This is a genomic window from Runella sp., assembly GCF_027484545.1.
Taxonomy (GTDB): domain Bacteria; phylum Bacteroidota; class Bacteroidia; order Cytophagales; family Spirosomataceae; genus Runella.
This window is the reverse complement of record NZ_JAIXST010000128.1, coordinates 1-20,267: the sequence shown is the minus strand read 5'-3', so window position 1 is coordinate 20,267 and position 20,267 is coordinate 1. Positions and strand designations below refer to the sequence as shown.

Sequence of the window (20,267 nt, the reverse complement as noted above, 5' to 3'; positions counted from 1 at the left end):
ATCATGGAAAAAAAAGACGCTGCCTACTGGAAAGAATGCTATGAAGGAAACCTAAAAGTACTCATTGCCTCAAGGATAGATTTAGACAATTATCGTGATTTGGTTAGCCGGTTAAAGGTTCAAGTAGAATCATTGAGTTTACACGCGAATAAGCTTGAAAAGAGGTGTGAGGCTTGGGAAGAATTTCGGGAGAGAACAGAGAAAGTAATTGAGGAAAATATTTTAGAAAACTTGAAGTTTGGTTACAACGATAGCTTTCAGAACTAAACAAAAACCACGGCTTGAGCAACCGTGGTTTTTTTAAACTTTTACTACCCCATTAAAACAAAGGATTTTTAAACCCCTATTTTTAAACAGTACAAAAATATGAGTAATACCATCATTACTAACAATTTAGGAAAAAATAAAGCCTTCAAAATCGACGAAATTGAAGCCTTTCTTTCTTCAAATTATGAGATGCGTATCAACATCATTACAAATACAATTGAAAAGCGGCCAAAAGGCAATATTGACCCCTTTGAAGCGATTAACGAAAATGATTTAAAGTACGCACTTCTAAAAAAAGGACATAGCCGTTTTGATACAGAACTAAAGGCTATTTTAGGATCGTCTATTGTTCCAAAATATGACCCATTCAAAGAATATTTTGAAGGTTTGGAAAAGTGGGACACCTCACAACCTGATTATATCCAACAACTAACCACTTTTATAAAAACCGATGACCAAAAATGGTTTGAATTGATGTTTAAAAAAATGTTGGTTAGGGTTGTTTTTCAAGCGTTAGGCAGTGACCAATTTAACAAGCATTGCTTTACATTCGTCGGCAAGCAGCACGACGGGAAAACGTCGTTTTTTGATTTTCTTGTACCTGAGAAACTCAAGCCTTATTATAAAAAGGGCTATGACTTTCACGGAGGCCGCCAAAGCAAATTTTCATTAGTTCAAAACTTCTTGGTAAACCTTGACGAGTTGGCACAATTTGACAAAAAAGACCTAAACAACGAATTCAAAGCTACTTTATCCGAAAGTACCGTTAAATATGCCCCTTTATTTTCTGGTACAGAAGTGCCGTTTCCCCGGCGTGCTTCATTTGTGGCAAGTACCAATCAGTACGAATTCTTGACAGATGAAACAGGTTCAGTTCGTTGGATAATTTTTAACGTGTTGAATATCAACCACGACAACGGAGGCAAAAACGGTTATTGTCAGATGGATATAAACAAGGTTTGGGCGCAAGCTTACACGCTTTTAAGAGAGGGCTATAAGTGTGAACTTACCCATGATGAAATTAGCCAAACGGAGTTGTTGAACCGTCGTTTTATTCGCGTTACAGCTGAGATGGAATTAATTACTCGTTACTTCAAAAGTTCCCCCAAAGACAGTGTTCAGTCCTATTTTCATACGCCCACAACTTTAGAAAAAAACCTTCGGGAAAAAGGCTTTAAAGTTACCCATATCCAACTTGGTAAGGCGTTAAAAATGTTAGGATTCCAACAGGAACAAAAATATAACGTTGAACTTCGCTATCAAGAAAGAGGGTATTATTTACAGGAAATTTGATTTTTGCTTACTTAGTTACTTAGTACATACTTAACTATTTGATTATTAAATAGTTACAAATATAAATACTAAGTAAGATACAACTTACTTATTCTTACTTAGTTACTTAGTTTTGGCCTGTTTTTGGGCATTTTTGAATACTCTACTAAGTAAGAACGTTTTTAACTTACTTAGTCATATTACTTAGTTTTTTTGGTTATATCTATCTAATAATCAGGCATTTAACAAGGCACTAAGTAACTAAGTAAGAAGAAATCAAAAATTCTCTACACCATTCACCACAAAACCACAAACCAAACGGCCAAATATTGCACAAAACCAAGATTTAGGCCGATAGCTAAAGCCTTCATCCCCTAAAAGCCCAAATAGTTCTTATTAAATAGTTCAAATTATGAATACGCAAGCCCCCGCCCATAAAGTCAAATTCTACGCTGATACCTTGCAAGGAGGCGTAAATAAATTGTTTACTTTTTCCGTCTATGATTATAACCATGCAATAGATATAATCATAAAATTCAAACGTGAAGGCGCAAAGATTAGAGCCGCTTTCTTTCAAGCTGAAAACGAAAGTTTTAATGTCAAGATAACGCCCAAAGCATACGAAGACGACTTTTTACACGAAACCTTTACTGAAAAGAAACGCTATGAACAGTTGAGAGACAGTAGTTAATAAGAACTATTTAATATGAACTATTTGGGCTTTTAAAGAAAGGGTTAAAAAATTTCCATTTGATAGCAAAATTCAACTCCAGTAATAAAAACAGGTCAATCAGTTATCGAATTTATCATTTCGGACTATGCCCAAAAATTGGCCGAACTGGAAGCAATAAAGGAGAAACGAGAGGAAGAAAGAAAGCGGTACTATAAATGGTCAGACCAAAAGGAAAATAAGATAGAGGAACTAACAGACGCATTAAAAGCCATTCAAAACGCATTTAAGCTACTCACTAACATTAAGTTATAAAAAGGCAGGTGCAAACAAATTGTTTGCACCTGCCTTTTTATAACAGCCTTTACCCTACTGTGTGAAAACTGAAAAAGTTCTAACAGGTAACAATAGAAAATGCACAAATACGCCTAAAGTCCAGATAATCAACGAATTACTGTTAGTGCAATATAGCGAACGTAAGTTTTATAAAATATAAACGACTATATTATACAAGTATCTGAAAATCAATTAGATACAAAATAAAATATTTTTTATACTTCTAAGTGTTACACAAGCGATCCAGCAACTCACTGACAATCTTTACAATTGCAATGCTTCGATTTTTACGATATATGAAATGATAACTGCTTTCTACATTCAATCTTTCCTTTTCAATCAAAGATTGAATGTAGAAATTTAGAACTTAAACAAGCATACAATAAAATATGAAAGCATTGATTTTAGGTACATTGGGGAAACCATTGGAAGAAGCGTTAAAGCTGTCAGGTGTGAGCTATGAAGTTTATACACCTGAACAATTAATGATTTATGTAAGTGAATCAACATCCGGGTACGACCGCTTTTTTGATGCACGTCCTGAACTTACTGAACCTGTCAGGCTCAAAGCAAAAGACTTTGATTTTGTTATCTCACGAATTGGAAGCGGTGCAGAAAAAGGGGCAACTATTTTAGAACACTTAACCGAAAACATGGGATTATTTGGTTCACAAAATGCCGATGGGATAAGAATATGTTCTAACAAATTACGTACTCATTTGAAGTTATCACAAAAAGGAATCAGGACACCTCCAACGGTTTGGGGTAATCGTATTGCTCATACTGGTTTTGTATTGAAAAAGTTACTTGATGGTTTGCCGGCTGTTGGAAAAACGTCATTAGGCAGTCAAGGCGAAGGAGTATTTATTTTAGAAAGCCCATTAGCGGCAAATACGACTTTACAGACGCTTTACAAGTTTGATGCTGACATTCTGCTACAAAAATTTATTAAAGGCGTAGGCTTTCAAGATATACGCGCTATTGTAGTAAATGGGAAAGTAGTTTCTGCAATGGAACGGAGTGCGCCAACGGGCGATTTTAGAGCAAACCTAAGTCAAGGCGGAAGCGGTCGTAAAATTGACCTATCGACCGACGATAAAGCGTTAGCCGTTTCTGCTGCCGATGCAGTAGGATTAAGTGGATTTTGTGGTGTGGACTTACTAAAAGATAAAGATGGAAAAACTTATGTAGTCGAAACAAATAGCAATCCGGGTGATTTGATTTGTACAATTACAGGCTATAACCATTTTTTAGCACTTGTGGAGTTTTGTAAATCCAAAGGAAAAAAATTAGAGCAAAAACAGGAGTTGCCAAACAGTCAGGACAAAGGCGTTTCTGTAAATACTTTGGCACGAAATAGCAACCCATTTTGGAGTGAAGCAGATGAATTTATTTATCAGGAAAAGCAAAAATTAAACCTAAGTAGAATGCCCCGATGAAAAAGAAAAAAGTAGAAAACATTTTATTTCCAGACCCTCCGGACGATATAGTTGTTGGTCGTGATGGGGCTTGGTACTGTAAAGAAACTGGTAGATTATCAATACATACTCCAGTAGTTCCAGTTACGCCCAGAGTACCATATATGAAATGTTCACCGCCACCTAACCCGGTTATAATTAGAAGTATTATTCAACCACCTAAAAATAAAAAGTCTAATTAATTTGTACAGAATCTCAGGATTACGCGCTGCATTAATTGGCACAAATTAGGTGTAAGCAGACTTTTGCAACTGTAAGCAGATTAGAAGCAAGAAAAAACCCTTAAAACAGGCTGTTTTAAGGGTTTTTGTAATTTTCGTGGACGCGTAGGGATTCGAACCCCAAACCTCCTGATCCGTAGTCAGGTGCTCTATCCAATTGAGCTACGCATCCGTTTTATTGTTTTCCCATTGTTTTGGGACTGCAAAGGTAAGGACTTTTTGTAGAAATGTCAAGTATAATTTCACTAAAAATTGTCATTTATTTTCTTCATTCTGATTATCAATAAGTTTCAGGCAAAATTATTTTTATAAAGTACCTCTATACTCCCATTTAAACCTCTACATTCAGTTTGAGCCCGTCGTATCCTAATTTAATGTATGAGGGTAATTCTTTCTCAACTGCCCCGTGCAACCCCATCTTATGACTGATGTGGGTAAAATACGCTGTTTTAGGGCGCAAAGTATCGACCATATCAATGGCTTCTTCCAGCGTGAAATGAGAGATATGCTGCTCCCGCTGCAAAGCCCCCAAGATAAGCACATCCAAATCTTTCAGTTTGGATTGTTCAATTTTAGAAATATGGTTGACGTCGGTTACATACGCAAAATTCCCTACACGATACCCAAACACAGGCAAGCGATGATGCAACACATCGATGGGAGTAAACGTAACTCCGGCAATGTCAAAAGGCGCATTGGCAATCTCATGAAGCTGAACGCGGGGAATCCCCGGATAACGATATTCGGCAAAAACGTAGTCAAATTCGCGACGAAGCTGTTCAAGCACCTCAGGCCGCCCATAGACGGGCATATCGCGCTGTTGAAGGAAATTAAACGCACGTACGTCATCAAGACCTGCCGTATGGTCTTTATGCTGATGGGTGAATACAACCGCGTCAAGGTGTGAAATACCTTCACGAAGCATTTGCTGACGAAAATCAGGGCCGGTATCTATAACAAAGCTTCTGCCATTGATTTCAATGTGAACGGATACTCGTAAGCGTTTATCGCGATAATCCAACGAGCGACACACCTCACACTGACAGCCAATAAGCGGAACGCCCGAAGAGGTTCCGGTACCAAGGAGAGTAATGAGCATTCGATAGTAATGGGTAATAAGTATTGAGTATTGAGTAAAGGTTCTTTATTTTCAATACTCAATACTATCAACTCAATACTAAAATTTATTCTTCTGTTAAATCATTTACAATCTCAACAAGGCGGTCGAAATTGAGAGGTTTTACAAGCACATCATTAAAACCCGCCACCTTAAATTCTTCTTCAGAATAGTTTTTGGCATTGCCCGTGATGGCCACGACCGGCAGGTTTGATTTTTTCTTATCACTTAACAATCGGATGGCTTTCACACATTCCATTCCATCCATAATGGGCATATTGATGTCGAGCAGGACAATATCGAAGTCTTCTTTGTCCACAATTTGCATGACTTGCTCTCCGTTTTTGACGGCGGTGATTTCGTAATTCTGAAACTCCAAAATTTTACGGGCTAAGTTTTGGATTACTGAACTGTCTTCGGCAATGAGAACGCGCTTTTGCGACATGGTAAAATGAAGTTTTGGTGGTTTAATGCTTTACTATTGCAAAAGAACAAAGAAAAGCGACACTAAAAAACAGAAAAATTGCAAACTGAAAAAGGGAGAAATGTAAAAGTTGCAAAAACAACCGATTGGTCTGAAAATTCACTCGCTTTTCATCAAACAATTCCTTGTTTTAGCATGGAATTGTGAAGGTAACGAATTCTAAGGGATGGACAATTGCTGGCCATTCTTAGATACCTTGAAGCCCATGCGGGTCAGGTAATCGTGCAGTAGGTTGGCGGTATAAGGATGAAACAAAAATTGAGAAAGGTTTTTTGCTAGCCATTCTCCAATGTTACTGTTTGGGCTATAGCTGCGTGAGGCACCCAGCCAATCGGCTATCATTTCGCCGATATAAATACTGGGCATGGGCAGCGGCGTCACTTTACCTCCTCTGTCTGCGTCAAGCCAATATTCAGGATGGTGAGGATTATTTATTTTGTGATGGTGCCAGGCGCTCTTAAAAACGGCAAGCGTTGGCTCCTGATTTTTAAAATCATGGACAGCATAACCGTAGGCTTCATTCAAGGAGAATTTTGAAAGGTCATGAATCCATAAATTGTACTTAAAAGTCTCAATTGGATTGTCAGAGGCAGAAAAGTCTGATAGAGAAAGCAGTTTGACGAACCAATCGTGCTGTAAGAACTCCAATCCCGCTTTACGAACTTCTATTTTGTGGGGAATGACTTTGGTTATGAAGTAATTTTCTACGATATTCCATGTACCAGTGTTTTTATAGACAGTACTTTCAACTTCGTATTTTTGGTACAACAACGTTGTCAATTCAAGAGACTCGCGTTTGTTACCATCACAAAATGGCAAAAAAATCTTTTCGGAAAAAATCTGTTTTTTGTCCATATTCTTGGAAAGGTACTTGAAAGTTTTGACAAAAATAAAAAAATCCCGCACCGAAATGCGGGATTTTTAAACAAATCAAAGATATTCTACTTGTGAAATATCGACTCTTAATTGAAGATATAACGAATACCGAATTGGCCTTGCCATACGTTATTGACGTTGATACTCTTCACAAATGCGTCACGCAATAAGATAGTTTCGCCGCTTACCGATTGGGTAGCCAAACGATAAGTAGGAACGCCCGTTGCACTGACACTTGCCAACGTCAATGGGTTCGTAGTTGTCGATGTCTTAGCAACACCCCAAGAGTTATTAAGTAAGTTACCTACGTTCAACACGTCAAAACGAAGACGAATGATGTTTTTCTTTCCTTTTGAACCAACAGCTACATAAAAATCCTGCTCAACGGTAAAGTCAAAACGAGTCAACCATGGCACAGCCGCACCGTTACGTTCTGCATATTGTCCGCGACGTGTTTTCAAATAAGGGTCGTTTTCGATGTATGCATCAAAAGCAGTGGCTTGTTGATCAGGAGTGAAGGTTTTTGCCGTAGCACCTGAACCTGTCGTCAAGGTAGTAAAAGTCAAATCAGAACCTTTGTTTGGTACAAAGATAAGGTCATTGTTTTGTCCGTCACCGTTGATATCACTTCCTGAGATATAAGAGATCTTGAATCCACTGTTAGAAACCATTCCAAGCGTGAACATGGTAGAACCACCTAATTTACCGCCGTAGTTAATACGGTAGTTAAGGTATCCTACAAAACGGTGACGCAAGTCGTTGTCAGACCATGATGGAGTCAAATAGTTTTGACCAGCTACAGTTGGAATATTGGCCAATACTGTACTGGCTACTGATTGTAAATCTTTGGCTAAAGCGTATGTATAACCTACCATCCCACTTAATCCTTTGCTTGCTGTTTTTTCCAATTTAGCCGTTAAAGAATACGAATATCCTTCTTTGGTGTTAGTCAGAATAAATGCATTGGTGTTGGCAGCGTTGATAAAACGAGCAGGGTTAACCGCTGTTCCTGACAATCCCGAAGCGGGGAAACGACCGCGTGTATCCGGACCGTTCAAAGTACTGCTTGCACCTTTTAGGTTACCGTCAATGTAACGAAGTGCCTGAACATTTTTGTTATAAATACCTTCAAGAGTTCCAATCAATCCCCAAGGCAATTTTTGATCAATGGCGATGTTAGATTTCCAGATTACTGGGTTTTTCAAACCGTCTGCCGATGCGTTGATTACGTACGCAGGCAGTTTCGTAATATCAGTTGTCGTTGGCTTATAACGAGTTGGATCCAATGTAAATGGATACGCAGTGGTGTTTGTAAAGTTCAATACCGCTGTGTTTACCCCGTTGTTACCCAATTGGTTCGACACCAATACCTGAGGAATACGTGATACAAAGATACCCGTACCACCTCTGATCTGAGTTGTTTTATCTCCTTTTACATCTAAGTTAAAACCGATACGAGGCGATACCAGCAATTTATTGCTTGGGAAAGCGCCCGTGCTTATTTTCAAATCTTTACCATTTTCGTCTTTGTACGTCAAACCGGCCACTACAGGGTTGTTAAAGTCCTTTGCCAAGTCATCATTGTAGTCAAAAATGTCAAAACGAACACCACCTGTCAACTTAAATTTATCCGACACCTGAAACTCATCCTGCACATACGCTGAATAAGTTGATTGTTTCAATGTCTGTAAAGGCTCCGCTCCGTTTGGCAACAAAGAATAACGATAGTTGAAACGAGCCATTGTAACCGGCGAAGTAGTCAAGGCCGGATTGACTTTGTAGGCCGTCAACGCAGTCTTGAAATCAGCAATGGAGTTAAATACATATACCCCGTTGGAAGATGGGAAGAAAACGTTGTTTGACGTAAAGTGTTCATACGACAGACCCAATGTTAAGGTATGCTTACCTGCAAAGTAACTCAGGTTGTTTGTAATGTTCAACGTTGAGTAGTTCAGCTTGTTATTAGGGGTAAAAGGGTCAAAACCCGTAGAAGTATAAGTACTTCCCGCATTCAAAATATCAATCGTTGGGAAGATATCGTTTTTGTATTGACGGTCTTCAATTTGCTTGTTGTAGGTAGCGATGAAGTTATTGGCAAATTTACCGCCAAAGTTAGAGTTCAATTCAGCTACTAAAGAGCGAGTGTTATCGGCAATGATGTAACCGGTATTTTCCGGTGACAGTGCCAACGAAGAGTTGGTACGGTTACCGTTTCCTGCAGTATTACTACTGTTACTGTTGCTGATGATGGCATCCGATTGTGAATTGTGGTGAGAATAACGCAACGTCAGCTTATTGCTGTTGTTGATATTATAATCAAGACGAACCAATCCTTTTGTACTTTTAACTTTGTTGTTAAAGTTGTCAAGAGCACCTGATTCATAATTGAAGTTGGTCTTCATGAAGTTGGCAATATCAGCCAAATCATCATACGTTACGCGGGAAACGTTACCGGCAGCTCCCGTACGTGCTGCAACCCAAGTGGTAGCAGGTGTAGAGCTGGTAAAGTTTTCAAAGTTGGCAAAAATGAACAACTTATCCTTGATAATTGGTGCACCAATGCGAAAACCAAACGTTTTCTCATTGATATTAACCGTTGGCAAATCCAGACCTGCGGCTTTTTTACCTACCAGGTCGCTTCCTCTGGAAAGAAAATAAGCAGAACCTGTTACTTCGTTTGTTCCTGAGCGAGTTACTGCATTGACACCGGCACCGGCAAATCCTGATTGACGTACATCAAAAGGAGCAATGTTGATCTGAACTTGCTCAATCGCATCCAAAGATACAGCGGTAGTACTTGTACGTCCACCAGCCTGTGAAGAAGAACCCAAACCGAAACCGTTGTTGAATACAGCACCGTCAATGGTAAAGTTGTTCAAACGAGCATCCTGTCCTGCAAAGGAACGTCCGTTGCTGTAGGCATTGTATTTTGTAATATCATCAATAGTACGACCAATCGTTGGTAAACTGTTAACAGCATTCAAACCAAGAGTCGTTGCAGCACCTGTGCGACCTGATGAAAAAATATCTGAACGGCTGCTGGTTACTACAACTTCCTGAAGCTCTTTTCCGTCCTCCGCTAAATTAAAATCAGCATCTGCCGCAGCACCCAAGTTGGCATAAATATCTGCTTTTGACTGCTCTTTGAATCCAACAAAAGTAACAGTAACCGTATAAGGACCGCCTACCCGAACCGAAGGCAATACAAAACGTCCTTTTTCATTAGTTACTGTTCCGTATTTGGAACCTGAAGGCGTATGGGTTGCCACAACAGTAGCTCCCGGCAACTCTCCCCCTTTAGTGTCTTTAACAATACCTCTAATGGATGAGGCAGTAACTTGGGCATTTGCTTCCGAAAAACCCATAAAAAAAGCGGTGACGACTGCGAAAAGTGCAATTATCAGGCGCATACTGCGTAAATGTTTAACATTCATAAATTTGGTGATTTTGGTTAAAATTGTGATTTGGCTTTTACTGTTGACCGATGGTGAAAATCGCCACAAAGAAACAGGAATTTTATGGGACAAACAAAAACATCATTTCAAGAAAATGGGATGTTAGCAAAGCTAAATGCTTGATTTATTGGAATAATATAATTTTTTATTGTAATTTTCAAAATACGCTATTTTAACAAATTGTTACGTAACATTCTATGAAAGAATAGAGGTAATTAAGACAAAACTGGTACTTTTGAAATTTGTTTACCTTATCTAAACATTAAGTGCATTATTCATGAACTCCAACTTAAAATCGTACAAATTGACTCAATATAGCCACGGCGCGGGTTGCGGCTGCAAAATCTCCCCAAAAGTACTGGATGTGATTCTCGCCCCCTTACCCCCAATGGGGGAATATTCGTCGTATATAACTCCCCCATTGGGGGCTGGGGGGCTGTTGGTCGGAAATGACTCGCGCGATGACGCGGCTGTGATGGACATGGGCAATGGAGAAGCCATTATCAGTACAACCGATTTTTTCATGCCAATTGTAGATGATGCCTTTGATTTTGGAAGAATCGCCTCGGCCAATGCCATATCTGATGTATATGCGATGGGTGGACAGCCGCTGCTTGCCATTGCGATTTTGGGTTGGCCCATTGATAAACTCCCGCCCGAAGTAGCTCGTCAAGTCATTGAAGGCAGCCGTTCCATTTGCGCGGAAGCGGGAATTCCACTCGCCGGTGGGCACAGCATTGACAGTCCGGAGCCTATTTTTGGATTGGCTGTGACGGGGAAAGTAGCCGTGCAAAATCTAAAACGCAACGATACCGCAACCGAGGGATGTTTGCTCTATCTGACTAAAAAATTGGGCGTTGGAATTCTGACCACGGCCCAGAAAAAAGGCATTTTGAAAGACGAACACGCGCAAATTGCCCCCCTGCAAATGATGCAACTCAATCACATTGGGGCCACACTTGGTACGTTACCCTACGTGACAGCACTGACTGATGTAACGGGATTTGGTTTATTGGGCCACCTGATAGAAATGGCCGAAGGAAGTGGATTGAGTGCTGAAATAGATTTTAGCAAAGTACCTACCCTACCCCATATTGAAGATTATTTAGCCCAAAAGTCATTTCCAGGCGGAACAATCAGAAATTGGGACAGCTACGGACACAAAATAGCCGAAGTATCAGAATTACAAAAATTCATTTTAGCTGACCCTCAAACCAGCGGCGGCTTGCTCATTGCTGTAGAGCCGGATGCACAGGAAGAATTTGAAGCACTGATGGAAGAACATGGCTTTGAATTACGAACATTTGGGCAGTTGGTAAAGAAACAAGAAAAAGTAATTTACGTAAAATGATTTAGACTCCTGCGGAGCGACAAAACAGTATGAAACTATATTTAGTACCAACGCCCATTGGCAATTTAGAAGATATTACCCTGCGTGCTATTACTATCTTAAAAAATGTGGATGTAGTATTGGCAGAAGATACCCGTACCTCAGGGCACTTGCTCAAACACTTGGGAATCAGCAAACCCTTACAGAGCTACCATATTCATAACGAACACCAAACGGTGCAGCGAATCGTTGCCCGATTGCTGAAAGGTGAAATCATGGCCTTGATTTCAGACGCCGGAACACCAGCTGTATCTGACCCAGGTTTTTTGTTGATCCGCGAATGCATCAAAAACGGTATCGACATTGAATGTTTGCCGGGGCCGACGGCTTTTGTCCCTGCGTTGGTCAATTCAGGTTTACCGAGCGACCGTTTTACGTTTGAAGGTTTTCTCCCTCACAAAAAAGGCCGCCAAACTCGCCTCATTCAATTGAAAGAAGAAGAACGTACGATGATTTTCTACGAATCGCCTCATCGTCTTTTAAAATCGTTGGAACAGTTTGTTGAATACTTCGGTGCCGACCGTCAGGCATCGGTTTCAAGAGAATTAACAAAACTATTCGAAGAAACTGTCCGTGGGACTTTAACGGAAATTATTGCTTATTTTGCCGAAAAAACAATCAAAGGTGAAATCGTTATCGTTGTTGCAGGAAAACCTTAAAAGGGTAAAGGGTAAAGTTAAAAGTGTAAAGGCAAAAGTCAGACTGCTCGCATCTGCCCAAAAAACATTGCTGGTTCTTTTCTTTACACTTTACACTCTCCACTCTCCCCTTTTTGCTCAGCCTCTGAGCAAAGATGCGAAGGTCAGTCTCATTACGGTCTCGCCGGGAGAGGAATTGTACAGCAGTTTTGGGCACAATGCGTTGTGGGTTTCCGACCCCATTCAGGGCATTGACCGCGTCTATAATTACGGAACCTTTGATTTTCGTACGGAAGGTTTTTACATCAAATTCATGAGGGGAACGTTGCCTTATCAGCTTTCCGTCTCGCCCATGTATTATACGATGTACGGCGCACAGGTCGAAAACAGAAGTGTAACGGAGCAGGTATTGAATCTTTCCCAAAATCAAAAACAGAAGCTTTTTGATTTTTTGGAAAACAATTATTTACCACAAAATCGTCAATACGCTTATAAGTTCTTTTACGATAACTGTGCTACCCGTTTGCGCGATGCTCTGAAAGCGGCCTGTGGGGATAGCCTGAAGTATTATAACCAACCCATTCAAGGTACTTTTGAAGCAAAAAGCTACCGAAATTGGATGAATAGCTACCTTGGAAACAAACCTTGGGCGCGTTTTGGAATGAACTTAGGCATTGGTTTGCCTTCTGACCACGTAGCTACTCCTCAGGAAGAGATGTATTTGCCCGATAACTTGAGATATCATGCAGAAAGAGCAAAAATCGGAGGTCAAAAGCTGGTTTTGCAACGAACTAACCTTTTTGAAGCTACTAAACCCGACCCAACTTCGCCTCCATTTTATCAATTTCTGTTGAGCCCACAATTTGTTTTCATTTTACTGATGGGGCTATTTGTACAACTCAACACGTATCAAAAAAAGCGCGAAAAAATTTCTTTTATTTTTGATAAAATCATTTTCTCTGTTCTTGGCTTAGCGGGTTGGATATTACTTTTACTCTGGATTGCTACCGACCACGGTGTCACAAACTGGAATCTTCACTTATTGTGGGCGTTTCCTCTGCATTTTCCTGTGATACTGTTTTTAGGAAACCCGAAGTATAGTCATTGGATGAAAAAATATATACTCCTGTGCCTAATTTTATTAGTCGTTTTTGTAGTAACAGCCATAGTAAGCAGCTTGGTTTTAGGTACAGTTATCGGTCAACCGATAGAAGCTGTTTTTATCATCCTTGGCCTCTTTTATCGTTTATATTTTCTACGAAATCGCGTATAAACCATGCCAATTTATAAATCACAAAATCCGGAGGAGATACCCAAATATGACAAGGCATATTGGCACAGTAAAACGCCACAGGAACGTTTGGAAGCAGCCCTAAAGCTCATTCTTCAAGCCAAAGCCATTTATAAATCCAACCCTAATAACCCGCCGCTCGACCGTGGAGACCGCATTATTAAATCTCGTACTCCTATTGAACGAAGAAAACGTTGAGTATGTCGTTTTGGGCGGACATGCTGTTATCGCTCACGGCTACCTGCGTACTACCGGAGATATTGATATTTTCGTCAATCCAACCCTTGAGAATGCACAAAAACTCTTACGTGCATTGGAACGTTACGGTTATACCAACGGAGAATTTGAAATAGACGATTTTACTTTAGTACCCAATTATTTATCATTCAGTCGCTACGATAACTATATTGATCTAATGACTTTCACGGTAGGAGTTACTTTTGATGAATGTTACACTAATCGGATGGAATTAGAGGTGGAAGGAGTACGTGTCAAGTTTATTAATTTGCCGGAATTGATACGAAACAAAAAGGCACTCAATAGGCCACAAGATTTGCAAGACCTTGATAATTTATTAAATCCAGAATAGTTTTTACCCATGAACCTCGAAAATCTCACCCACCAAACCATAGAAATTGTCCGCGAAGCGGGAGCATTTATCAAACACGAAGCCGCTAAATTTGACCGTTCAAAAACTGAATACAAAGCCGCCAACAACCTTGTTTCTTACGTTGATAAAGAAACCGAAAAGTTATTGGTAACGGGTTTGCGGCAGATTTTACCCGAAGCGGGTTTTATTACCGAAGAAGGAACGGCGGGCGAAGAATCAAATCCTAATGAATTGTACTGGCTCATTGACCCACTTGATGGCACTGCCAATTTCATCCATGCTCTGCCCATTTACTGCGTCAGTGTGGGTTTGGTTAAAAATAAGATACCGATTGCGGGTGTCATTTATCATTTAGGAACGGAAGAACTCTTTTACGGCTGGCAAGGCGGCGGGGCATGGACAGTCAGTTTACGATATATGCTTGGTGGATTACCGTTGGACAACACTTTTCTTCAAGGAGCTACCCGTCTAAAAGTTTCGACGGCTACTACCCTCGGTGACAGTCTTTTAGCAACGGGTTTCCCTTACTATAAATTTGAGAAACAGGATAAGTATCTAAAAGTGTTGGAAACATTGATGCAAAGCTGCCACGGATTGCGGCGCATGGGGGCCGCGGCGATTGATTTGGCGTATGTGGCCTCGGGACGTTTTGAAGCATTTTATGAATATAATCTCAACTCATGGGACATGGCTGCCGGGGCACTGCTTATTTTAGAGGCCGGCGGTCAAATCACTGACTTTTCAGGCGGGCAGGAATGGCTCTTTCGCGGCGATGTCATTGCGGGTTGTGCCGCTCAAACGGAATTGCTGGAAGTGATTAAACACCATTGGGAGTAACTACTTTCGACTTTCCCCGACTGGGCGTCCCCGTTTTAAAAACGGGGACGCCCAGTCGGGGAAAGTCTCCGCATTGCCATAAATTTCCAAATACATCAAAGGTAATTACAAACAATACAGGGCTTTAAGAGGAAACTATCAAACGTTATCAACATGAAAGCCCTTCTCTATTTTTGCTGTTTTACCCTTTTTCTTTCTCCTGTTCTTTTCGCTCAAACTCCCGAAGAATACCCCGTACATCCGGATGCGCAGGTGAAAGAAGGCGTTCCCAAAGGCGAAGTTCTCAAGTTCACCTTTGAAAATTCCAAGATTTTCCCCGGTACCTAGCGCGAATATTGGGTGTATGTGCCAGCCCAATACGATGCTTCCCAACCCGCCTGTGTCTACGTAAATCAGGATGGAGTACAATGGCAAGCGCCTGTGGTATTTGACAATCTGATACATAAAAAAGAAATACCCGTGACCATCGGCGTATTTGTGATGCACGGACGTGTAAAAGCGGCTAACTCCGATGCTGCCCTCGACCGCTTCAATCGCAGTTTTGAATATGATGGGTTAGGCGACAATTACGCCCGTTTTCTATTGGAAGAACTTTTACCCGACGTCGAAACCAAGAAAACGACCGATGGCCGCGTAATTCACCTTTCTAAAAGCGGCAACGACCGCGCCATTGGCGGCTCCAGCAGCGGTGCCGTTTGCGCTTTCACCGCAGCTTGGGAACGTCCCGACGCCTTCAGTCGGGTATTCAGCACGATTGGTACGTATGTTGGGTTACGTGGAGCCGACCATTATCACACCCTTGTTCGCAAATTTGAACCCAAACCCATCCGGTTCTTTCTACAGGACGGCACCAATGACAATAATATCTACGCAGGAGACTGGTGGATGGCCAACCAAACCATGGAACGTGCCTTACTTTTTTCAGGCTATGAAGTCCAACATGTATGGGGCGAAGGCGCACACAATGGAAAACACGGAACGGCAATTTTTCCGGATGCGATGCGGTATTTGTGGAAAGATTGGCCGCAACCAGTCAAAACAGGAGCTACTAAAAATCCGATGCTCAACGATATTTTGTTACCTAATGAAGGCTGGCAACTCGTAGGAGAAGGCTATCGGTTTTCGGAGGGGCCTGCCGTTAATGCCAAAGGAGAAGTATTTTTTGATGATGGTCCAGCAGGAAATATCTGGAAAGTAAGTTTGGATGGAAAAGTAAATTTATTTGCGGAAAATTCAGGCAACGTGTACGGTCAAGCCTTTGCACCTAATGGAGACATGTACGCCGCTGCGATGGTGGCAAAGAAAATTCTGACATATAAGTCAGATGGAAAATCCAAGATGATTACGGAAGGATTTGCGGGAAATGACTTAGTCGTAGCAAACAACGGCAATGCCTACGTAACCAATCCTTCTTCCGATGCCAACCTCCTGAGCAAAGTCTGGCTTATCAGGCCCAACGGCGAAAAGGTGGAAGTAGACAACGGATTGAAATTTGCCAACGGAGTTACACTTTCCCCCGACCAAACGCTTCTGTACGTGGCGGATACGCGCTCGCATTGGGTCTACAGTTATTCTATTTTACCTGACGGCACTTTAACAAACAAAAATACTACTGGATTCATGCTCCGGATACGGCCGATGATGCAGGTTCAGATGGGCTCAAAACCGACCGCGATGGACGGTTGTACGTTGCTACGCGTTTGGGCATCCAGATATGTGACCAGGCCGGGCGTGTCAATGCCATTATTCCTACCCCCAACGGAAAACAATCCAATATCTGCTTCGGGGGTGAAAATTTTGACATTCTTTATGCCACTTGCGGCGATAAAGTGTATAAACGAAAAGTGAAGGTGAAAGGGGCTAACGGCTGGGATAAACCCAATAAACCTATTGCACCGAGACTATAAACTATTCAAAAAAGCAACCGCAAAGAACTCAAAGAAAGGTTCAAAGTCCACAAAATGAAAATTTATTAGTGTGTTCTTTGTGGTTAATGAAATCCTTCTTAACTACCTGAAAAAATACAGGTACCACTCCCTCCTTCGCTTTCATTTCCTGTATAACTTTTTTTCTAACATTCCCGTTAAGCCACCACCAACGGTAACGGAGGCCGTATTGACTTGGTGGATTTGGAAACTTTTCCCAGAAATAACGGTTGTCATAACAGGTGTTTACACTAACACTATGCCCGATAAACCCAAGTAAATAAGCAGAGTTCTAAAAAACATTTTCATATCTTTGAATAATTCACGATTGGATGCACTCAGTTATCGAACCAATTCTACGTCATTATTTAACAACCCACTGCAATTACGAAACAATTAGGTCTGCCAACCTGCATTGTTCGTCGTAAAAAACTTAATTTTTCTAAAACTTTAACGCAACCTTTTTTTCCCACTTCCGTAATCTAAGAAAGAATGTTATTTTCTCGTGCGTTGAAAACTTTACCGGAACTCCTTGAAGGCTGCCTTCGCAATGACCGCAAGTGTCAGGAATTGCTCTATAAGCAGTTTTACGGGTATGCCATGGGAGTTTGTATGCGTTATGTACCTAACCGAGAAGAAGCAGTAGAAGTCGTGAATGATGGTTTTTTAAAAATTTTCCAAAAAGTACAGATGTACGATGCCGACAAGCCCTTTAAGTTGTGGCTCCGGCGAATCATGATTAATACGGCGTTAGACCATTATCGTCAAAACGTCAAATTTCAGCACCACGAAGATATCAGCGTGGCAGAAAACAGTATTGCCATTTCAGGCGGCAATAATGCCTACAGCCAATTGGCACACGAAGAATTATTGGAATTGATACAACAGCTTACTCCGGCATATCGCACTGTATTTAATTTGTACGTTATTGACGGTTATTCACACGAAGAAATTTCCCAGAAATTGGGAATAAGTGAGGGAACGTCCAAGTCCAACTTGGCGCGTGCCCGCGAAAATTTAAGAATCATGTTATTGAAAAAAGGAAGCGATGAGTATGCAAGAGTTACCAGATGATCAACTGGACCAACTCTTCAGAAAATCTGCTGAGGAGTTTGAGCCCGAATTTAACCCGCAAGCTTGGGCAGCCATGCGCAAAAAGCTTGATGATGAGGATGGAAAAGTGGGAGGTTTTACTTGGCAGAAGGCCGGGGCTGCTATTCTCTTATTGCTGACAATGGGAGGTATTGGGTACTATTTATGGCCTGACCAGAAACTCGACAGTAAAGAAAAAACAGTTGTAAACAGTTCAAGTGATGTCACCGGAAAACCGTCCAATCAAGTTTCTGCAACTGGTAAAGCAACATCATCCTTAAAATCGGCACAAAAAAGCGGAAAAGGTATCCGACCAGCCGCAGTAAAAGAGGAGTTACAAACGGAGAATACAAAAACTATTGCTCAAAATGCCTCACCGGCAACGCCTCAACTTACTGAATCTTTAGAAATTGAAACAAGGAAAACAGAGGCCAATAAAAACAAAGCTGTTGTTGAGCGCACAAGCGACAATGAGCCTTTATCGCGTCGCGTTGCAATTAAGAATAACTCGGCAAGACCATCCGTTACTGGAAGTGATAAGAAAGAAGTAAAAGTAACTACCCGTTTAGCTACCTCAAAAGCTTCAACAAGTCAAAAGTCAAAGTCGAGAACCATTGCTGATTTAGCCAAAACCAACCCAAAAAATTACCTTTCATTTCGACCGATAAACTCTAAAAACCAAAACACTACTAAAGAAAAACCATTGAAATCAAATTCGGTCACAGCAAGTGAATCTAACTCACCAGAACCTCTTGCCGACGCCAATTCTACCATTTCATTGGCAGAAAATTCTCACTCAACGTTATTGACTCTTACTAAGCTAACGGGGCATGGGTGGCAGTTCCTCAAATTATCGTGGCCTGCCCCCACCGTTGCTTACACACCTCCTCCATCGCCACTTGCCATTCCTAAAAAAGCAGATGTATCGGCATTTTTCCGTAAAGGCCTCAGTGCAAGAGTGATGGCCGGTCCCGACCTAAGTTTCATTTCAAAGAGTGAAATGATGAAAAATCCATCGCTCTTATTGAGCATCATGCTGGAATATCGTTTCTCAAAACGCTTAAGCTTACAGGCAGGTGTGGCCAAAAGTTCAAAACTATACAATGCTACGGGCAACCAATACGTATGGCCTGAAGCATGGGTGAGTCAAACAGCCCGTCCTACCGAAATTGGAGCCAATTGTAAAGTACTCGACATTCCGCTGAACCTTCGTTATGATATCAGCCAACGCCCCAAAAGCCGCTGGTTTGTGGCTTCAGGCATCTCCAGTTACGTAATGCTCAACGAAAAATACGATTATATCTATCCCCCTCATACTTATAATATTAAATGGAAAGCTTGGGAAGGCTCCACGGGCAATTACTTTTTCGGAGTTATGAACCTGTCTATGGGTTTTGAACGTCAGATTGGACGCAATCTAAGTATTCAGGCAGAGCCCTATTTCAAACTTCCACTTGCCCAAGTTGGACTGGGCAAAATAAAGTTGAACACGTCGGGAATATTCATCTCTGCCCGTTACCGTTTAGGGCATTTTTAATCAACGCAGTCCTTTCATCAATTCTTTTACCATGTCTTCGGCTCCAATGTAAAACGGAACGCGTTGGTGAAGCGATTCGGGTTTTATATCCAATACCCGTTGCTGCCCGTCAGAAGCCTTTGCGCCTGCCTGCTCGGCAATCATGGCCAAGGGATAACACTCGTACATAAGTCGCAGCTTTCCTTTGGGGTCTTTGTCGGTGGGAGGGTATAAATAAATGCCGCCTTTCAGCAAGTTACGGTGAAAATCGGCCACCAACGAACCGATATACCGAGAAGAATAATTTCGATTCCGGCATTCACTCAGGTAATTCTGAATACGAACATCGTATTTATTCAAATTGCCTTCATTGTAAGAAAAAATGGTACCGTCTTTTGGGCTTTTGATCTTGGGATGCGACAAAATAAATTCACCCAATGAAGTGTCATAGGTAAAACCGGCAACACCGTTGCCCGTGGTATAAACCAATATGGTAGAAGAACCGTACAGGATATACCCTGCCGCGACCTGCTCCTCGCCTCCCTGCAAAAAATCTTCAAGTACAGGTGGCTCTCCGATGGGTGAAACACGACGATAAATCGAGAAAATCGTCCCGATAGATCCATTTACATCAATGTTGGAGGAACCATCCAAGGGGTCAATCGCCACTACATAGTAATAGGTAAATAATAAATTGGCCTAATTGGATCTTGAATATCATATCTTTGTTTTCACAAATCAATGGTCATTTATGGAAATTACGACAGAAGAACGGAACTATTTCAAACAGTT

The 20,267-nt window shown here is 41.2% G+C and carries 19 protein-coding genes, 1 tRNA gene and 2 pseudogenes; 16 read left to right on the top strand and 6 right to left on the bottom strand.

What is annotated here, in order from left to right; genetic code table 11:
* Positions 1-3 precede the first annotated feature (3 nt).
* The 5 genes from Q0081_RS11110 to Q0081_RS11090 all read left to right on the top strand — a co-directional run bounded on the left by Q0081_RS11110 (position 4) and on the right by Q0081_RS11090 (position 4,205).
* Positions 4-267 carry a hypothetical protein gene (locus Q0081_RS11110; protein WP_298352825.1) on the top strand — a complete coding sequence of 88 codons (264 nt, stop codon included), beginning with the start codon at positions 4-6 and terminating at the stop codon, positions 265-267.
* Positions 268-366: 99 nt separating this feature from the next.
* Positions 367-1,560, top strand: a complete 1,194-nt coding sequence (locus Q0081_RS11105) for a VapE domain-containing protein (RefSeq protein WP_298352822.1) — start codon at positions 367-369, stop codon at positions 1,558-1,560.
* Positions 1,561-1,951: 391 nt separating this feature from the next.
* Entirely contained in the window at positions 1,952-2,230 is a 279-nt protein-coding gene (locus Q0081_RS11100) for a hypothetical protein (protein ID WP_298352820.1), read from the top strand.
* A gap of 704 nt (positions 2,231-2,934) precedes the next feature.
* Positions 2,935-3,984 (top strand): RimK family alpha-L-glutamate ligase, encoded by a 1,050-nt coding sequence (locus Q0081_RS11095; RefSeq protein WP_298352817.1) that lies wholly within the window; start codon positions 2,935-2,937, stop codon positions 3,982-3,984.
* Positions 3,981-4,205 carry a hypothetical protein gene (locus tag Q0081_RS11090; RefSeq protein WP_298352814.1) on the top strand — a complete coding sequence of 75 codons (225 nt, stop codon included), beginning with the start codon at positions 3,981-3,983 and terminating at the stop codon, positions 4,203-4,205. The genes Q0081_RS11095 and Q0081_RS11090 overlap by 4 nt, the downstream gene beginning before the upstream one ends.
* Positions 4,206-4,342: 137 nt before the next feature.
* On the opposite strand, the gene Q0081_RS11085 is transcribed toward Q0081_RS11090, so the two are convergent.
* The 5 genes from Q0081_RS11085 to Q0081_RS11065 form a co-directional block, all read right to left on the bottom strand.
* Positions 4,343-4,416: transfer RNA gene (locus Q0081_RS11085), tRNA-Arg, on the bottom strand.
* Positions 4,417-4,575: 159 nt separating this feature from the next.
* The gene (locus Q0081_RS11080; protein ID WP_298352810.1) at positions 4,576-5,343 is read right to left on the bottom strand and encodes an MBL fold metallo-hydrolase; all 768 of its coding nucleotides are present in this window, start codon (positions 5,341-5,343) and stop codon (positions 4,576-4,578) included.
* A gap of 85 nt (positions 5,344-5,428) precedes the next feature.
* On the bottom strand, positions 5,429-5,806 hold the full coding sequence (locus tag Q0081_RS11075) for a response regulator (protein ID WP_298352807.1): 378 nt from the start codon (positions 5,804-5,806) through the stop codon (positions 5,429-5,431).
* A gap of 198 nt (positions 5,807-6,004) precedes the next feature.
* Complete coding sequence (locus tag Q0081_RS11070; RefSeq protein ID WP_298352803.1) at positions 6,005-6,700, bottom strand: DUF5662 family protein; 696 nt, start codon at positions 6,698-6,700, stop codon at positions 6,005-6,007.
* A gap of 107 nt (positions 6,701-6,807) precedes the next feature.
* Positions 6,808-10,131: a TonB-dependent receptor gene (locus tag Q0081_RS11065; protein WP_298352800.1), complete on the bottom strand. Its 3,324-nt coding sequence runs from the start codon at positions 10,129-10,131 to the stop codon at positions 6,808-6,810.
* A gap of 322 nt (positions 10,132-10,453) precedes the next feature.
* On the opposite strand from Q0081_RS11065, the gene selD reads away from it, so the two are divergent.
* The 11 genes and pseudogenes from selD to Q0081_RS11010 all read left to right on the top strand — a co-directional run bounded on the left by selD (position 10,454) and on the right by Q0081_RS11010 (position 19,496).
* Positions 10,454-11,527, top strand: coding sequence for a selenide, water dikinase SelD (selD, locus tag Q0081_RS11060; RefSeq protein WP_298352797.1), 1,074 nt, complete (start codon positions 10,454-10,456; stop codon positions 11,525-11,527).
* Positions 11,528-11,556: 29 nt separating this feature from the next.
* A complete protein-coding gene (rsmI, locus tag Q0081_RS11055; RefSeq protein ID WP_298352794.1) occupies positions 11,557-12,225 on the top strand; it encodes a 16S rRNA (cytidine(1402)-2'-O)-methyltransferase in 669 nt (222 codons plus the stop codon).
* Entirely contained in the window at positions 12,191-13,477 is a 1,287-nt protein-coding gene (locus tag Q0081_RS11050; RefSeq protein WP_298352791.1) for a DUF4105 domain-containing protein, read from the top strand. Before rsmI ends, Q0081_RS11050 begins: the two co-directional genes overlap by 35 nt.
* 3 nt (positions 13,478-13,480) lie before the next feature.
* Complete coding sequence (locus tag Q0081_RS11045) at positions 13,481-13,693, top strand: hypothetical protein (protein WP_298352787.1); 213 nt, start codon at positions 13,481-13,483, stop codon at positions 13,691-13,693.
* Entirely contained in the window at positions 13,674-14,084 is a 411-nt protein-coding gene (locus tag Q0081_RS11040) for a nucleotidyltransferase (RefSeq protein ID WP_298352784.1), read from the top strand. The genes Q0081_RS11045 and Q0081_RS11040 overlap by 20 nt, the downstream gene beginning before the upstream one ends.
* Before the next feature lie 9 nt (positions 14,085-14,093).
* A complete protein-coding gene (locus Q0081_RS11035; RefSeq protein ID WP_298352781.1) occupies positions 14,094-14,942 on the top strand; it encodes an inositol monophosphatase family protein in 849 nt (282 codons plus the stop codon).
* Positions 14,943-15,095: 153 nt separating this feature from the next.
* Positions 15,096-15,269: a hypothetical protein gene (locus Q0081_RS11030; RefSeq protein ID WP_298352778.1), complete on the top strand. Its 174-nt coding sequence runs from the start codon at positions 15,096-15,098 to the stop codon at positions 15,267-15,269.
* Between the two features lie 12 nt (positions 15,270-15,281).
* Positions 15,282-16,493 (top strand): annotated as a pseudogene (locus Q0081_RS11025) (alpha/beta hydrolase-fold protein); the annotation flags it as partial.
* 131 nt (positions 16,494-16,624) lie between these two features.
* On the top strand, positions 16,625-16,849 hold the full coding sequence (locus Q0081_RS11020; RefSeq protein WP_298352775.1) for a hypothetical protein: 225 nt from the start codon (positions 16,625-16,627) through the stop codon (positions 16,847-16,849).
* Between the two features lie 510 nt (positions 16,850-17,359).
* A complete protein-coding gene (locus Q0081_RS11015) occupies positions 17,360-17,941 on the top strand; it encodes an RNA polymerase sigma factor (protein ID WP_298352773.1) in 582 nt (193 codons plus the stop codon).
* Positions 17,922-19,496 (top strand): hypothetical protein, encoded by a 1,575-nt coding sequence (locus Q0081_RS11010; RefSeq protein ID WP_298352770.1) that lies wholly within the window; start codon positions 17,922-17,924, stop codon positions 19,494-19,496. Before Q0081_RS11015 ends, Q0081_RS11010 begins: the two co-directional genes overlap by 20 nt.
* Here the strand turns inward: Q0081_RS11010 and Q0081_RS11005 are convergent.
* A pseudogene (locus tag Q0081_RS11005) lies at positions 19,497-20,150 on the bottom strand (class 1 fructose-1,6-bisphosphatase); the annotation flags it as partial.
* Positions 20,151-20,267 lie beyond the last annotated feature (117 nt).

What these genes read in the sequence shown, in the direction of transcription:
- Q0081_RS11110 (WP_298352825.1), top strand. Translation starts at nt 4, where the DNA reads ATGGAAAAAAAAGACGCTGCCTACTGGAAAGAATGCTATGAAGGAAAC.
- Q0081_RS11105 (WP_298352822.1), top strand. Translation starts at nt 367, where the DNA reads ATGAGTAATACCATCATTACTAACAATTTAGGAAAAAATAAAGCCTTC.
- Q0081_RS11100 (WP_298352820.1), top strand. Translation starts at nt 1,952, where the DNA reads ATGAATACGCAAGCCCCCGCCCATAAAGTCAAATTCTACGCTGATACC.
- Q0081_RS11095 (WP_298352817.1), top strand. Translation starts at nt 2,935, where the DNA reads ATGAAAGCATTGATTTTAGGTACATTGGGGAAACCATTGGAAGAAGCG.
- Q0081_RS11090 (WP_298352814.1), top strand. Translation starts at nt 3,981, where the DNA reads ATGAAAAAGAAAAAAGTAGAAAACATTTTATTTCCAGACCCTCCGGAC.
- Q0081_RS11080 (WP_298352810.1), bottom strand. Translation starts at nt 5,343, where the DNA reads ATGCTCATTACTCTCCTTGGTACCGGAACCTCTTCGGGCGTTCCGCTT.
- Q0081_RS11075 (WP_298352807.1), bottom strand. Translation starts at nt 5,806, where the DNA reads ATGTCGCAAAAGCGCGTTCTCATTGCCGAAGACAGTTCAGTAATCCAA.
- Q0081_RS11070 (WP_298352803.1), bottom strand. Translation starts at nt 6,700, where the DNA reads ATGGACAAAAAACAGATTTTTTCCGAAAAGATTTTTTTGCCATTTTGT.
- Q0081_RS11065 (WP_298352800.1), bottom strand. Translation starts at nt 10,131, where the DNA reads ATGCGCCTGATAATTGCACTTTTCGCAGTCGTCACCGCTTTTTTTATG.
- selD (WP_298352797.1), top strand. Translation starts at nt 10,454, where the DNA reads ATGAACTCCAACTTAAAATCGTACAAATTGACTCAATATAGCCACGGC.
- rsmI (WP_298352794.1), top strand. Translation starts at nt 11,557, where the DNA reads ATGAAACTATATTTAGTACCAACGCCCATTGGCAATTTAGAAGATATT.
- Q0081_RS11045 (WP_298352787.1), top strand. Translation starts at nt 13,481, where the DNA reads ATGCCAATTTATAAATCACAAAATCCGGAGGAGATACCCAAATATGAC.
- Q0081_RS11035 (WP_298352781.1), top strand. Translation starts at nt 14,094, where the DNA reads ATGAACCTCGAAAATCTCACCCACCAAACCATAGAAATTGTCCGCGAA.
- Q0081_RS11030 (WP_298352778.1), top strand. Translation starts at nt 15,096, where the DNA reads ATGAAAGCCCTTCTCTATTTTTGCTGTTTTACCCTTTTTCTTTCTCCT.
- Q0081_RS11015 (WP_298352773.1), top strand. Translation starts at nt 17,360, where the DNA reads ATGTTATTTTCTCGTGCGTTGAAAACTTTACCGGAACTCCTTGAAGGC.
- Q0081_RS11010 (WP_298352770.1), top strand. Translation starts at nt 17,922, where the DNA reads ATGCAAGAGTTACCAGATGATCAACTGGACCAACTCTTCAGAAAATCT.